The sequence below is a fragment of the Micromonospora sp. NPDC003197 genome (genome assembly GCF_053590565.1).
In genome coordinates this window covers 44,814-59,059 of sequence record NZ_JBSFTE010000005.1, presented here as the reverse complement: position 1 = coordinate 59,059, position 14,246 = coordinate 44,814, and the positions used below count along the sequence as shown (strand labels likewise).

Sequence of the window (14,246 nt, the reverse complement as noted above, 5' to 3'; positions counted from 1 at the left end):
GGAGGCTGCGCCGACACCGACCGGCTAACCGAAGGCGGCGGCGGCCGTGGTCAGCGCGTCGAAGGCCGCGCGCATCCGCCACGCCCCCCGGTCCCGGGGACCGATCGGGTTGGAGATCGCACGCAACTCCGCGAACGGCAATCCGGCCTGGGCGGCGGCCACCGCCACCCCGTGGCCCTCCATCGCCTCGGCCACCGCGTCGGGATACCGGTCGGCGAGCAACCGGGTGGTCTCGGCGGTGCCGGTGACGGTGTTCAGGGTGAGCACCGCGCCGACCGTCGCATCGGGTAGCACGGCGCGCAACTGCGCGAGCAGGGTCGGGTCAGCGGGGATCTCCGGCCCGCCGCCGAGGTGTTCCCGGGACATGCCCAACTCGTCGAGGGGGAGGAAGCCCTCCGGTGACTCGGCTCCGAGGTCGGCCGCGACGCTACGGGTACCGAGGACGATGCCGCCGAGCGGGGCCCGGTCCGGGAAGCCGCCGCCGATGCCGGCACTCACCACCGCCCGGTACGGGCTGCCCGCCGCCTCGGCCAACGCCAGCAGCCGGGCGGTACCGGCGGCAGCGGCGGCCGGACCCACCCCGACCGGGGCGACGGTGGTGGAGGCCGGGGTGATCAGGCCAGCGAGTAGCGCCTCCGTCTCGGCCGGTACGGCAGTGACGATCAGGATTCCACCGTTCAACTCTTCGGTCCCTGTGGTTCGCGGCGGGACTCGTCGTCCCCCGATCCGGTGCGTGGCATGGCCGAGGACGGCCGGTAGATGTGGAAGCCGGGCGGCGCGAGCGGCGACTCGGCCGTCGACCCGGGCACCGCTCCGGTGGCCGACGCCGGGGCCGGGGAAGCGGGGGCCGGCGACACCGGGGTGGGTACGTCGGCATCTGTGCCGCTGGTTGGGCTGCTCTCACCGGCCTGACCAGTGGACGGCTCGTCCGAGGCGGCCCGTTCGTCGTCGGCGAGGGCACGGCCCAGCAGGCGCTCGCCGCGTAGCCGAGTGGCCATGATCGCTGCCCGTACGGCGGCCAGGGTGGCGAAACCGGCCAGTCCGGCGATGCCGATCCAACCCTCGACCGGGATGAGCCCGAGCGCCCCGCCAGCCACGAAGGCCAGCATCAGCACCGTCTCTGAGCGGGCGAACGCGCTTGCCCGGAGTCGTTCCCGGACCCGCTCCTGGATACACGCGTCCACGGCCAGCTTCGCGATGCCGCTGACCATGGCGGTTACCAGGCAGAGCAGGGCCACCATGGGAAGCGAGAACTTGATCGTGGTGAGTATCGCCACGCCGGCGACGATGACCAGGCCGCTGGACTGGATCATGGTCGGCTGGTGGATGCGGAGCCGGGTACCCGCCGCGGTGGCGAGGAAGGAGCCCACCGCGAGCGCCCCACCCACCAGCACCAGCGCGCCCTCGCTGGCGATGTCTCGACCGAACACCACGGTGGTCAGGTCGCCGGCCTTGATCGCGAAGGCGAGGTAGAGCAGCAGGAAGCCGAACATGGCGCGCAGCGTGGCGCTGCCGACCAGGCTGGTCATCACCAGCCGGCCGTCCGGACCGCTGCGTCCGAGGGCCCGATCGCCCGTGCCGGGCCGACGGAAGAGGGCGGCGAACACCCGGGGCATGGTCTCCGGTGGCTCGGAGTCCGCCCGGGCCGGCAGCCGCAGCGAGATCACCATGCCGATCAGGAAGATCACCGAGGCGGCCCGCAGTGGCCACTGCGGGCCGAACCAGAACAGAGCCAGGCCGACCGGGCCCACCACACCGCCGGCGATCGTGCCGTAGACACTGGCCCGGGCACCCGCCTGGGACAGTCCCAACCCCGCCGGAAGCAGCCTCGGTACGGCGGCTGAACGCGCGACGCCGTACGCCCGGGAGAGGGCGAGTACGCCGAACGCGGCGGGGTAGAGCCCGAAGCCGTGCAGGTAGTCGGAGATCAACCAGGCCAGGAAGGCACGACCGAGCATGGTGGTGGCGAGGGCCCAGCGGCGACCGTGCCGGAAGTGGTCCAGCAACGGGCCCACCACCGGGGCGAGCAGCGCGAACGGCACCATGGTCACCAACAGGTAGAGGGCTACCTTGCTGCGGGCCTCACCGAGCGGTGCGTTGAAGAAGATCGTCCCGGCCAGACCGATCGCGACCAGCGCGTCGCCGGCACAGGAGATGGCATGCAGGTCGAACATCCGGGCCATGCCGGGCTCGCCGCCGGCACCCTTTTCCCGTACCCGGCCCACACTTCGTACCGTCCAGCGCCCGCCACCCAGCGTCGTCCGCAGGGTGAACCGGAGGAGCCGGATTGCGGTGCCGACGGTACGCCCGAGGGCCGATCGGCCGGAGCGGGAGAACAGCGGCATGCCGACCATCCTTGCCTATCTGGTCGATCTCTGCCGGCTCTGGCCGGAGATCGTAGCGGGGAGTCCCTGTGGGCCGGTCACCCGGATAGGCAACAATGAGCAGGTGACCAGGACCGTCGCCACTCGTGCCCCTCGTCTCGACCAGGTTTGTGCCAGCGCGGTCGAGGTGGCCCGCGCCGGCATCACCGAAGCGGACCCGTCCGACGTCGGCGACCACCTGGCGGCGGTCGCCGGAGGCGATCGACTGGTGACCCACTTCTTCGAATGCCGCCTCCCCGGCTACCGGGGCTGGCGGTGGGCGGTCACCGTGACCCGGGTGCCGCGCAGCCGGAACGTCACGATCTGCGAGACGGTGCTGCTGCCCGGCTCGGATGCCCTGCTGGCCCCGGGGTGGCTGCCCTGGCAGGAGCGGCTCCAGCCCGGCGACCTCGGCCCCGGCGATCTGCTGCCGACCCCGCCGGACGACGAGCGGCTCGCCCCCGGCTACGTACTCTCGGACGACCCGGCGGTAGAGGAGACGGCCTGGGAGTTGGGCTTCGGCCGGGTCCGGGTGATGTCCCGTGAGGGACGGATCGACACCGCCCAGCGTTGGTACGACGGCGACCACGGCCCGGCCGCGCCCATCTCGGTAGCCGCGCCCGCCTCCGCCCGCTGCGGTTCGTGCGGGTTCTATCTGCCGATCGCGGGCACCCTGCGGCAGAGCTTCGGGGTCTGCGGCAACTACTACGCGCCGGACGACGGTCGGGCGGTCAGCGCCGATCACGGCTGCGGGGCGCACTCCGAGGCGTTGACGGACTCCCCGGAGACGCCGGCCGACGAGCCACCCGCGGTCTACGATGACAGCGAGGTGGAGACGGTTCCGGTGATCCGGCCGGCCGGATCGGTGGGGACCGACGAACCGGTCGAGCCCTACGGACACGGCTGACCGGACCGTACGACACCACCCCGGTCAGGTTGCATCGGACGGCACCGACGGCCGGTGCAGGATGGCCGGCCCGACGGTCAGGTCAGTCGACCGGACTGGTGTGGCCGGCCGCCCGGCGACGACGGCGGTTGGCATCGTGCCTGAGCATCACCGCCAGGCCGGGGAATCCGAGTAGGAACCCGGCCAGGCAGGTCCAGAGCCAGTTTTCGTGCCCCTGCTCGGTCAGCCAGTCCCGGAAGAAGATCAGTAGTACCAGTCCGGCAACCGCCCAGGCGGTGATACCGGCGATCGCGAACGGCACCATTGGGGGGTCGAGGGGCTGGGGGCGGGGGGGTTGCTCCTTCGGCACGTGGCCAGGGTACGGGATCAATTTTCCGGGTAGGCCCGTGATCTGCGACGATGCGCGCGGCAACGACGGATCGCCTGCGAGGATCTGATGAGCAAAACCCCGACCAAGTTCGACAAGACAGAAGAAGCGCCCAGAGCCCGTAACGGCTTCGACCGGTTCTTCGAAATCACCGCCCGTGGCTCGACGCTGGGCCGCGAGGCCCGTGGCGGCCTGGCGACCTTCTTCACGATGGCCTACATCGTGGTGCTCAACCCGCTGATCCTCGGCAACGCCGTCGACGGGGACAACAAGAAACTGGCCATTCCGGCGTTGGCTGCCGCCACCGCACTGGTGGCCGGCGTGATGACCATCCTGATGGGCGTGGTCGGGCGGTTCCCGCTCGGGCTGGCCGCCGGGCTCGGCGTCAACGCCATGGTGGCGTACGAGATCGCCCCGCAGATGACCTGGGCCGACGCGATGGGTCTGGTGGTGATCGAGGGCCTGCTCATCTCGCTGCTGGTGCTGACCGGGCTGCGTACCGCGGTCTTCCGTGCCGTGCCGACGCAGATGAAGACGGCGATCGGCGTGGGCATCGGCCTGTTTCTGACGATCATCGGCCTGGTCAACGCCGGGTTCGTCCGCCGGATCCCAGACGCCGCCAACACCACCGTGCCGGTTGGTCTGGGCATCAGCGGCAAGTTGGTGAGCTGGCCAGCGCTGGTGTTCGTGGTCGGTCTGCTGGTGACCCTGGTGCTGGTGGTCCGCAAGGTACGCGGTGCGATCCTGATCGGCATCCTGGGCTCCACCGTATTGGCGATCATCGTAGAGGCGATCACCAAGGCCGGGCCTTCGATGATCGACGGCAAGCCGAACCCCACGGGCTGGGCGCTGAACGTGCCGGAACTACCAGCGAAACTGGTCGACCTCCCCGACCTGTCGCTGCTCGGCCAGTTCAACGTCCTCAACTCGTGGGAGAAGGCCGGCCCGCTCGTCGTGCTGATGTTCATCTTCACGCTGCTGGTCACCGACTTCTTCGACACCATGGGAACGATGGTTGCGGTCGGCCAGGAGGGTGGCCTGGTGAACAAGGAGGGCATGCCGCCCCGTACCAAGCAGATTCTGCTGGTGGACTCGGTGGCGGCGGCGGCCGGCGGCGCCGCGAGCGTGTCGAGCAACACGTCGTTCGTCGAGAGCGCGGCCGGGGTGGCCGAGGGGGCCCGTACCGGGGCGGCCAACCTGTTCACCGGCGGGTTGTTCCTGCTGGCGATGTTCCTCTCACCGCTGGTTGTGGTGGTGCCCTTCGAGGCGGCATCCATCGCCCTGGTGGTCGTCGGGTTCCTGATGATGGCCGAGGTACGGACGATCGACTGGTCCGACTACGAGATCGCCGTTCCGGCGTTCCTGGCCATCGTGCTGATGCCGTTCACGTACTCGATCTCGAACGGGATCGGTGCCGGCCTCATCACGTACGTCGTGGTCAAGATCTTCAAGGGCAAGGCCCGTCAGGTGCACCCGCTGATGTACGGGGTAGCCGCCCTCTTCACCCTGTTCTTCCTGCGGGGCCCGATCGAGGCGCTGGTCTACTAGTCTGCACGCGGGATCGATGTGATCCATGGTGACTGCTGTCATAAAGAGTGGTCGTTAGCCTGGCTTATTAGTTAGGCTAACGATCGTGACGGAGCGGACGGTGATGGCGAAACGCGTACCGGCTGCGCAGCTGGCGACGATGCTGCGTGACGCCATCACCCGGCTCAACCGGCGGGTCCGGCAGGCCCGCCCGGTAGGTGACCTCACGGTGACCCAGATCTCCGCCCTGACCAGCCTGCGGCTGGCCGGTGCGCTGACTCCCCGTGAGCTCGCCGACATCGAACGGGTTCAACCACCGACGATGACCAAGATCGTGGCGAAGTTGGAGGATCGCGGCCTCGTGCAGCGCACCCCCCATCCGACCGACGGTCGGCAGGTCATCCTCGCGGCGACCGAGACGGCCCACGCGGTGCTCGCCCAGACCGAGCGTGCCCGCGACGAGTGGCTCGCCCAACGGCTCGCCGAGTTGTCCGCGGAAGACCGCGACACGCTGCTGCGTGCCGCTGATCTTCTGCAACAGGTGGCCCGCGCCTAACCGGCGCTGATCACCTCCCGGGTCTGCTTCGTCCACTGTGGATGACGCGTACCACCCGAGGAGGCGGCACACCGAGTGCGGGCAAAGCTAAACACGACGTTCCAGTCCCTACAGGTTCGCAACTACCGGCTCTTCGCCACCGGTCAGCTGATCAAACTGATCGGCGTCTGGATGATGTTCATCGCCCAGGACTGGCTCGTCCTCGAACTGTCCGGCGATTCGGCGAGCGCCCTGGGCATCGTCACCGCGTTGCAGTTCACGCCCGTATTGCTGCTGACCCTGCTCTCCGGCCGCCTCGCCGACCGGTACGACAAGCGCCTGCTGCTCTTCATCGCCAACGCGACCTGGAGCATGCTCGCCCTCGGCATGAGCCTGCTGGTGGTCACCGATCTCGTCCAACTCTGGCACGTCTACCTCTTCGCCCTGCTCCTCGGCGTCGCCAACGCCGTCGAGACCCCGGTCCGGCAGTCGTTCGTCTCCGAGCTTGTCGACACCTCGCTGCTGCCCAACGCACTCTCCCTGTCGGCGGCCACCTTCAACTCCGCGCGGATCATCGGCCCCAGCCTCGCTGGCCTGGCCATCGCCGCCTTCGGCGTCGGACCGGTCTTCGTCTTCACCGCCATCGTTTCGGTGGCCCCCCTGGTGAACGTGGTCCGGCTGAACCCGGCAGAACTGAACCGGGCCGCCCTGCCGCCCCGCGACGAACGGGACTCGGCCCGGGTGGTGGACGGACTGCGCTACGTCTTCCAGCGAGCCGACCTGCTGCTGCCGATGCTCCTGATGGCCGTGATGGGGATGGCGCTGTTCAACTTCCAGCTCACCCTGGCCGCCCTCGCCAAGACCGTCTTCAACACCGGAGCTGCCTCGTTCGGCCTCTTCTCCACCGCGTTGGCCGTAGGGGCGCTGGTCGGAGCCCTGGCCGGCAGTGGTCGGCGTAGCCGCCCCTCGGTCTGGCTGGTCCTCGGTGCCGCCATCGCCTGCGCCATCTCCGGCACGATGGTCGGCCTGGCCCCGACATACTGGCTGGTCGTCGCGGTACTGCCGGTCGCTGGCTTCTTCATGGTCTTCTTCGCCCAGGCCGCCAACCAGCGGGTCCAGCTCGGCACCGACGCCGCCTTCCGGGGACGGGTGATGGCCCTGTGGGTGCTGGTGTTCCTGGGGACCAACCCGATCGGTGCGCCGATCATCGGCTGGGTGGCCGAGAAGTACGGCGCCGGGGCGAGCATCTGGATGGGTGGTCTGATCTCGCTGGCCGCCGCCACGCTGGCCCTGGTCTGGCAACTGCGGCGCTCCGGTGCCCGGATCCGGCTACGGTTCGTCCCGCTACCCCGCTTCTACGTCGTCCCCGCCGAGAGCTGAGGTGTAAGGAAGGGCCCCTTATTATCGGTTTCTGTATAGGAAGGGGCCCTTCCTAACCCCCGAAATCGGTGGCGAGCCCCTCTGCCGCCGCCTAGCGTCGGAGGATATGGCCGTCGTGCACGCACTCGTGCTGGCGCTGGCACTCCTCGCGGTGGTGTGCCTGCCCGCTGTCATTGCCGCGATCATCTGCGCCGACGAGCTGATTGCGCGAATTGTCCGTACTCTCGTTCGACGGCGAACAGCCTGGCGGGATCGGCGTACCATCCGACGGTTGGACCGCACCGTCGAGGCCGACTCGCTCTCCCGTGACCTGGATCTGACCGCGTTCGACCAGGCGGATCGGATGTCCATCGAGCGGATCGCCGCCGACCTGCACCGCCTCGGTGGGCAGCGGCTTGGCCGGCGCCGCCCACACCTGGCCGTCGGTCGCTCGTCGTACTGGCACGAGGGGCTGTTGCGGGCGTACGACGAGCGCCTCCGGATGGCCAGCCGGGCACTGGGAGTGGCGGAACACCTGGACGACCTTGACGGCTTCGACCTGGAGATAGAGCGGATCCGGGTGGAGGGTGAACTCCAGGCGGCCGGTCTGCATCTGCCCACCGCCACCGCCGACCGGCGGCGGGAGCAACGATGAGAAATCGGCGGGAGCGGCTATGAGGCGTTGCCGGGAGCAACACTGAGACCTGGGATGGCACCTTGCGACTCTTTGTGGCGCTCTATCCCACTCCCGAGGCGTTGGACGACCTCACCGCGCAGGTAACTCGGCTGCGGATCGGAGAGCTCGCTGCCACCGGGGTGAACGTCCGGCTCACGAGCCGGGAGACGTACCACGTGACCCTGGCCTTCCTGGGGGAGGTCGACGACGCCCGCCTGCCCGACGTCGAAATGGCGCTGGGCCGGGCCGCCCGGAGCTGGCATGGCCCGGTAGGGGTACCCGTGACCGGTGGAGACACCCCACCCCGGCTGCGGTTGGCCGGTGGCGGTCGGTTCGGCCAGGACCGCTCCACCGTGCTGTGGGTGGGGCTACGTGGCGATCTCGTGGCGCTGCGCCGGCTCGGTGCCGCCGTACGGCGTGAGCTGCGGCGGGTCCGGGTGTCCTACGACATCCGGCCGTACCGCCCGCATCTGACCGTGGCCCGTCCCGGTGAGCGGGCGACCCCGGCCCTCGTCGAGGCCGACCGGGAAACCCTGGACGGCTACTTCGGACCGTCGTGGCCGATGTCCGAGATGGTGCTGGTACGTAGCCATCTCGGACATCGATCACTTCACCATCGATTGGCGTCCTGGCCGCTCTGAGGCGCGTCAGGCGTGTTCACCAGGCGTGTTCACCAGGCGTGTTCACCAGGCCCAGGCCTCGGGGCCGGGACCGCCCTGGCCGACTGGCGGGAACAGTTCGTCCAGTTTGGTCAGTACCTCGTCGGAGAGCCGTACCTGTAGCGCGCCGAGGCTCGCGTCGAGCTGTGCGACCGTACGGGGGCCGACGATCGGTGCGGTGACGCCGGGGCGGGACAGTAGCCAGCCGAGGGCCACATCCGCCGGGTCGTGGCCGAGGTCGGCACAGAGCTTCTCGTACGCCTCGATGGTCGGCCGGTGTTCGGCCAGGGCGTCCGCCGCGCGGCCGCTCTTGGCCCGCTCCGCGCCCCCCTCGGACAGTTTGCGGATGGCCCCGCCGAGCAGCCCGCCGTGCAGCGGCGACCAGGGGATGATGCCGAGGCCGTAGTGCTGCGCGGCCGGCACCACCTCAAGCTCGACGTGCCGGGTCATCAGGTTGTAGATGCACTGCTCCGATACCAGACCGAGGAAGTGTCGCCGGCTGGCTGACTCCTGGGCGGCGGCCAGGTGCCAACCGGCGAAGTTGGACGAGCCGACGTAGAGCACCTTGCCCTGGGCGACCAGGGTCTCCATGGCCTGCCAGATCTCCTCCCACGGAGTGGACCGGGAGACGTGGTGCATCTGGTAGAGGTCGATCCAGTCGGTCTGCAACCGACGGAGCGAGTCCTCACAGGCCCGAATGATGTGCCGGGCAGAAAGCCCCTGCTCGTTGGGCCAGTCGCCCATCTTGCCGTACACCTTGGTGGCCAGGACGACCTTTTCTCGCCGGCCGCCGCCCTGGGCGAACCAGCGGCCGATGATCTTCTCGGTGATGCCTTCACCGGTCTGCCAGCCGTAGACGTTGGCGGTGTCGTAGAAGTTGATCCCGTGGTCCAGCGCTCGATCCATGATCTCGAAGCTGTCCGGCTCACTGGTCTGCGGCCCGAAGTTCATCGTGCCCAGACAGAGCCGGCTGACCGACAGACCGGTACGTCCCAGGTTCGTATAGTCCATCGGTCCACCCTGCCACGAGGACCGGCCACGCGCCGGCCAGGAAGCGATGAGTACCGGTCAGGAACTCACGATAGGTGCGAACTCCCGTGTGGGTCAGGAACTCTCGCGCGCCGCCGGGCCGCCACCGAAGAGTACGTCGTCCCAGCTCGGCAGGCGCTTGCGCGGCTTGCCGGAGGCGTCACTGGACTCACCGGCCGCCGCCGCGCCAGCGGCACGACGCGGACGGAGTACCGCCAGCGAGGGCACCGCCGGAACTTCCTTGGGCGCGTCAGCGTCGTCATCGAAGGCCGAACCCTGGCCGCCGCCGAGCAGCGCGGCCGCACCGCCACTGACCGCCCGCTTGCGAGGCGTCTCCTGACCAGCGAGCGCGGCCGGTGCCGTCGGGTCCAGACCCCGCCCGGCGCTCGATCCGAGCGGCCGGTCGAGGGAGGCGAGCAGGGCGTCGCGCCCGGCCCGGATCGGGTCCCGGGTCTGCCGAGGCTCGGGGGCCGCCGTCGGCAGGCCGTGTCCACCCCGACTCGGCTCGCCACGCGATGGGCCCGGCAGCGCGTGCCCGCCGGCCCGTTCCGCCGCTGGCTCCTGACCGAGGATCGGCGCGGCTGGCCGCTCGGTGCAGAGGTATTTCGCCATGTCGTCGTGCGGCGTGACGAACTGTCGGGTCTTGTCGAGATCCCAGACCGCCTGCGCGGTGGCCTTGCCAGACGGCCAGGTGGCGACGATCCGCCAAGTGCCGTCGTCGCGGCGGAACGCGTCCCAGGAGATCTTCTCGGTGTCGATGCCGTGCTGGGCCAGCCGGCCATCCACGACCTCCGCGAGCGGGACGCTCTTGTCGGAGGTCCGCAGCCGGGTACGGCGGGCGTGCTGGGCGAGCATGGCCCGCTCCTGGAGCACCGGTCCGGCGTAACGCAGCACCCGATCGACCGGTACGCCGGCGATGCGCGCGACGTCCTCGGCGGACTCGCCGGCTCGGATCCGGGCCTGGATGTCCCGCGGAGACAGGGAAGGGGCGAAGTCGTTGGCGGTGGCCACACTGAGGGGAACCCCGCCCGGCTCGGCCTGGAGAACCGTGGCCACCCGCTCGTCGATGGGCAGCGCAAGAAGGCGACCCACCTCGTCGGTGAGCACCAAGGCCTGGCCGTCCTCGGAGAGGGCGACGAAGCGTACTGGCCGCATCTCGTTGCCTCCGTCCGCGTCGCTGGACCCACGCCGTCCGCGGGCATCACGCCACGAGTCAGCCACCCGGGCGTCCTTGACACGGTACGCCGGTGTGTCACCCGGTGGGGGGAGGCCACGCCCGCATGTCGTCGGTGAGCTGCGTGGATCGATCTCTAGCCGAGGCTCGTCCGGCGGGTATCCGACAGCTCGGACACCCGCCGGACCTGGCGTCAGAGCTGCTCGACGACGTAGTCGATGCAGCGGGTCAGCGCCTCGACGTCGGCCGGCTCCACCGCCGGGAACAGCGCGATCCGTAGCTGGTTGCGGCCCAACTTGCGGTACGGCTCGGTGTCGACGATGCCGTTGGCGCGCAGTGCCTTGGCGATCGCGGTGGCGTCGACACCGTCAGCGAAGTCGATGGTCGCCACCACGTTGGAGCGTAGTGTGGGATCGGTCACGAACGGGGTCGCCACAGCGGAGCGCTCGGCCCAGCCGTACACGATCCCGGCGCTCTCGGCCGTGCGCTTGGCCGCCCAGGCCAGCCCACCCTGCGAGTTCATCCAGTCGGTCTGCTCGGCGGCCAGGAAGATCGTGGCGAGCGCCGGCGTGTTGTAGGTCTGCTCCAACCGCGAGTTGTCGATCGCGGTGACCAGGTCGAGGAAGGCCGGGATGTAACGGCCGGACTCCTTGATCGCGGTGGCCCGGGCCAGGGCGGCCGGGGACATCAGCGCGATCCAGATGCCACCGTCGGAGCCGAAGCACTTCTGCGGGGCGAAGTAGTAGACGTCGCTCTCCCGTACGTCGACGTCGAGGCCGCCGGCGGCGGAGGTGGCGTCGACCAGCATCAGTGCGCCCTCGTCGGCCCCAGCCACCCGACGGATCGGTACGGCCACACCGGTCGAGGTCTCGTTCTGCGGCAGGGCGTAGACGTCGACCCCGGCCTCGGCGACCAGCGTCGGAGCCGAACCCGGGTCGGCCTTGTGAACGGTGGGCTCGCCGAGGAACGGTGCCTGCTTGACGGACTTGGCGAACTTCGCCCCGAACTCGCCGAAGCTGGCGAACTGGGCTCGGTCCTGGACCAGGCCGAAGGTGGCGACCTCCCAGAACGCCGTGGTGCCACCGTTACCGATGATCACCTCGTAGCCCTCGGGGAGGGAGAAGAACTCGGCGATCCCGCGCCGCAGTCGGGCAACCTGGTCCCGGACCGTCTTCTGCCGGTGTGAGGTGCCGAGGTAGGTCGTGGCCACCTCGGCGAGGGCGGAGACAGCCGCCGGACGGACCTTGGACGGGCCGCAGCCGAACCGTCCGTCGGCGGGCTTGATCTCGTCAGGAATCCGAATCGTCGGTACGTCAGCCACGGTACGAAGATCCTTCCGGGTGGGCCGGCGGGCCCGCTGAGCTGGCAGACCTGGCCTACGGTTCCACCAGCGCGGACACGCTGCGGAGCCGGGAGTCAGGCGGATGACCGGCGGCGCTGCCGGAGGGCTCCATCCTGTCATCCAGCCCCCGCCGTACACCCGTTGGTCCCACGGCGAGGGCTGAGGTGTAGCCCACAATTCGGCCGCAGATGTTAGGAAGGGCCCCTTCCCAGCGTTTTTTGCCGGGGAAGGGGCCCTTCCTAACCACTTACGGGCGACGCGCTCAATCACTTACGAGCGACGTGCTCAGACGCCGTGCGGGATGGCGTCCCAGCCCTCCACCCCGGCAGGCTTACGGGGGGCCGGCCCGATGTAGCGGGCGGACGGCCGAATCAGTCGGCTCAGCCGCTTCTGCTCCAGGATGTGCGCGCTCCAGCCGCCCATTCGGGCGCAGGTGAACATCGAGGTGAACATGTGCGCCGGCACCTCGGCGAAGTCGAGCACGACCGCCGACCAGAACTCGACGTTGGTGGCCAGCACCCGGTCGGGCTTGCGGTTGTGCAACTCCTCCAGGGCCGCCTTCTCCAGCGCCTCGGCCACCTCGAAGCGGGGCGCGCCCAGCTCCTTGGCGGTACGCCGCAGCACCCGGGCCCGGGGGTCCTCGGCCCGGTAGACCCGGTGGCCGAAGCCCATCAGCCGCTCACCCCGGTCGAGTACGCCCTTGACGTACCCCTCGGCGTCGCCACTGCGCTCGACTGCCTCGATCATGTGCAGCACCCGGGACGGCGCACCACCGTGCAGCGGGCCGGAGAGTGCCCCGATGCCGGAGGAGATGCAGGCCGCCGCGTCGGCACCGGTGGAGGCGACGATCCGGGCGGTGAAGGTGGAGGCGTTCAGGCCGTGCTCGGCAGCGGAGATGAAGTAGGCGTCGACCGCCTTGACGTGCCGAGGATCCGGCTCGCCGCGCCAGCGCTTCATGAACCGTTCGACGATGGTGGACGCCTTGTCGATCTCCTTCTGCGGTACGGCCGGCAGGCCGAGACCACGCGCCGACTGGGCGACGAAGGAGAGTGCGGTGACCGAGACCCGGGCCAGGTCCTCGCGGGCCTGCTCGTCGGAGATGTCCAGCAGCTGGGACAGCCCCCAGTACGGGGCGAGCATCGCCACCGCGGACTGGACGTCGACCCGGATGTCCCCGGAGTGCACAGGTACGGGGAACGGCTCGGCCGGAGGCAGGCCGGGGCCGAACCGGCCGTCGACGAGCAACGCCCAGACGTTGCCGAACGAGACCTGACCGATCAGATCCTCGATGTCTACACCGCGATAGCGCAGCGCGCCGCCCTCTTTATCGGGTTCGGCGATCTCGGTCTCGAAGGCGATCACGCCCTCCAGGCCCGGCTTGAAGTCGGACATTCTTCTCTCCTGGATCTGGTTGTCCGTGCACTCTGGCTCGTCCGCGTGGTTCGGAAAAGCTCCTTAGGCGACCCTCAGGGATGTATTCGTGTCATCTTGCCTGCTGAGTAACCCGGTTGCGACCCTGCCCAGGTGTGCTATGTCCAACAGTGCGGACCGTGATCCAGATCAACGTCGGTAGGTTTCTCAGCCGCCTGACTGGTCCGACAGCAGGCTCACCAGGCCATCGGGCGGTGGGACGAATCCGGGAGAGTGTGATGGGGGACACGGTGCGCCCAGCAGGCATGCGCGACGACTACACGGGGGAAACTGGGCTGTCCCGGACCGGCCTGGCCGTTGACTGGTGGACGCAGTTCGACCGGTGGTTCACCGAGGCCGTCGAATTCCGGCTGCCCGAACCGAACGCGATGGTGTTCGCCACCGCCGACGCCGCCGGGCGCCCTAGCAGCCGGACCGTCCTGCTCAAGGGGTACGACCGGCGGGGATTCGTCCTCTACACCAACCACGAGTCGCGCAAGGGTGTCGAGGCGCTTGCCAACCCGTACGCCAGTCTGGTGTTCCCCTGGTTTCCGATGCACCGGCAGGTGGTGGTCTGCGGTGGCGTGACGCCGATCGACCGGGCCGAGACCGAGGCGTACTTCGCCAGCCGGCCGCGCGGATCGCAGCTCGGTGCCTGGGCGAGTCCACAGTCCCGGGTACTGCCGGACCGGGCTGACCTGGACGCGCGTTTCCAGGCCACCATGACGCGGTTTCCGGAGGGTGAGCCGGTGCCCCCACCGCCGCACTGGGGTGGGTTGCGGGTCGAGCCGGAGACCGTGGAGTTCTGGCAGGGGCGGGCCAGCCGACTGCATGATCGATTGCGCTACCGTCGCATCGACGAAGGAGCGTGGATCATCGAGCGGCTTGCACCTTGACC

Annotated in this window: 14 protein-coding genes; 7 read left to right on the top strand and 7 right to left on the bottom strand. The window is 69.5% G+C overall.

Annotated elements, in window-relative coordinates:
- Positions 1 to 24 precede the first annotated feature (24 nt).
- Together ACWDV4_RS07190 and ACWDV4_RS07185 are read right to left on the bottom strand one after the other, a co-directional pair.
- Positions 25 to 681, bottom strand: coding sequence for a futalosine hydrolase (locus tag ACWDV4_RS07190; protein ID WP_449975572.1), 657 nt, complete (start codon positions 679 to 681; stop codon positions 25 to 27).
- Positions 678 to 2,345: an MFS transporter gene (locus ACWDV4_RS07185; RefSeq protein ID WP_449975570.1), complete on the bottom strand. Its 1,668-nt coding sequence runs from the start codon at positions 2,343 to 2,345 to the stop codon at positions 678 to 680. The genes ACWDV4_RS07190 and ACWDV4_RS07185 overlap by 4 nt, the downstream gene beginning before the upstream one ends.
- 85 nt (positions 2,346 to 2,430) lie before the next feature.
- Between ACWDV4_RS07185 and ACWDV4_RS07180 the strand changes: the two genes are divergently transcribed.
- Positions 2,431 to 3,270: a DUF3027 domain-containing protein gene (locus tag ACWDV4_RS07180; RefSeq protein WP_449975894.1), complete on the top strand. Its 840-nt coding sequence runs from the start codon at positions 2,431 to 2,433 to the stop codon at positions 3,268 to 3,270.
- A gap of 82 nt (positions 3,271 to 3,352) precedes the next feature.
- On the opposite strand, the gene ACWDV4_RS07175 is transcribed toward ACWDV4_RS07180, so the two are convergent.
- Positions 3,353 to 3,619 carry a DUF2530 domain-containing protein gene (locus ACWDV4_RS07175; protein WP_449975569.1) on the bottom strand — a complete coding sequence of 89 codons (267 nt, stop codon included), beginning with the start codon at positions 3,617 to 3,619 and terminating at the stop codon, positions 3,353 to 3,355.
- Positions 3,620 to 3,706: 87 nt separating this feature from the next.
- Between ACWDV4_RS07175 and ACWDV4_RS07170 the strand changes: the two genes are divergently transcribed.
- The 5 genes from ACWDV4_RS07170 to thpR all read left to right on the top strand — a co-directional run bounded on the left by ACWDV4_RS07170 (position 3,707) and on the right by thpR (position 8,375).
- Positions 3,707 to 5,185: an NCS2 family permease gene (locus ACWDV4_RS07170; RefSeq protein WP_449975568.1), complete on the top strand. Its 1,479-nt coding sequence runs from the start codon at positions 3,707 to 3,709 to the stop codon at positions 5,183 to 5,185.
- An 85-nt stretch (positions 5,186 to 5,270) separates the two neighbouring features.
- Positions 5,271 to 5,720 (top strand): MarR family winged helix-turn-helix transcriptional regulator, encoded by a 450-nt coding sequence (locus ACWDV4_RS07165; protein ID WP_449975567.1) that lies wholly within the window; start codon positions 5,271 to 5,273, stop codon positions 5,718 to 5,720.
- A gap of 75 nt (positions 5,721 to 5,795) precedes the next feature.
- The gene (locus ACWDV4_RS07160) at positions 5,796 to 7,079 is read left to right on the top strand and encodes an MFS transporter (protein WP_449975566.1); all 1,284 of its coding nucleotides are present in this window, start codon (positions 5,796 to 5,798) and stop codon (positions 7,077 to 7,079) included.
- 106 nt (positions 7,080 to 7,185) lie between these two features.
- A complete protein-coding gene (locus ACWDV4_RS07155; protein WP_449975565.1) occupies positions 7,186 to 7,713 on the top strand; it encodes a hypothetical protein in 528 nt (175 codons plus the stop codon).
- 62 nt (positions 7,714 to 7,775) lie between these two features.
- Complete coding sequence (thpR, locus tag ACWDV4_RS07150; protein WP_449975564.1) at positions 7,776 to 8,375, top strand: RNA 2',3'-cyclic phosphodiesterase; 600 nt, start codon at positions 7,776 to 7,778, stop codon at positions 8,373 to 8,375.
- 42 nt (positions 8,376 to 8,417) lie between these two features.
- Here thpR and ACWDV4_RS07145 read toward each other — a convergent pair whose 3' ends face one another.
- The 4 genes from ACWDV4_RS07145 to ACWDV4_RS07130 all read right to left on the bottom strand — a co-directional run bounded on the left by ACWDV4_RS07145 (position 8,418) and on the right by ACWDV4_RS07130 (position 13,330).
- Positions 8,418 to 9,404: an aldo/keto reductase gene (locus ACWDV4_RS07145; protein ID WP_449975563.1), complete on the bottom strand. Its 987-nt coding sequence runs from the start codon at positions 9,402 to 9,404 to the stop codon at positions 8,418 to 8,420.
- Positions 9,405 to 9,497: 93 nt separating this feature from the next.
- The gene (gene sepH, locus ACWDV4_RS07140) at positions 9,498 to 10,577 is read right to left on the bottom strand and encodes a septation protein SepH (RefSeq protein WP_449975561.1); all 1,080 of its coding nucleotides are present in this window, start codon (positions 10,575 to 10,577) and stop codon (positions 9,498 to 9,500) included.
- A 212-nt stretch (positions 10,578 to 10,789) separates the two neighbouring features.
- Positions 10,790 to 11,917 (bottom strand): phosphoserine transaminase, encoded by a 1,128-nt coding sequence (gene serC, locus ACWDV4_RS07135; protein ID WP_449975560.1) that lies wholly within the window; start codon positions 11,915 to 11,917, stop codon positions 10,790 to 10,792.
- Between the two features lie 306 nt (positions 11,918 to 12,223).
- Positions 12,224 to 13,330 carry a citrate synthase 2 gene (locus ACWDV4_RS07130; protein ID WP_449975559.1) on the bottom strand — a complete coding sequence of 369 codons (1,107 nt, stop codon included), beginning with the start codon at positions 13,328 to 13,330 and terminating at the stop codon, positions 12,224 to 12,226.
- A gap of 257 nt (positions 13,331 to 13,587) precedes the next feature.
- Here ACWDV4_RS07130 and pdxH point away from each other — a divergent pair, with 257 nt between their 5' ends.
- Positions 13,588 to 14,244 carry a pyridoxamine 5'-phosphate oxidase gene (pdxH, locus tag ACWDV4_RS07125; RefSeq protein ID WP_449975557.1) on the top strand — a complete coding sequence of 219 codons (657 nt, stop codon included), beginning with the start codon at positions 13,588 to 13,590 and terminating at the stop codon, positions 14,242 to 14,244.
- Positions 14,245 to 14,246: the final 2 nt, after the last annotated feature.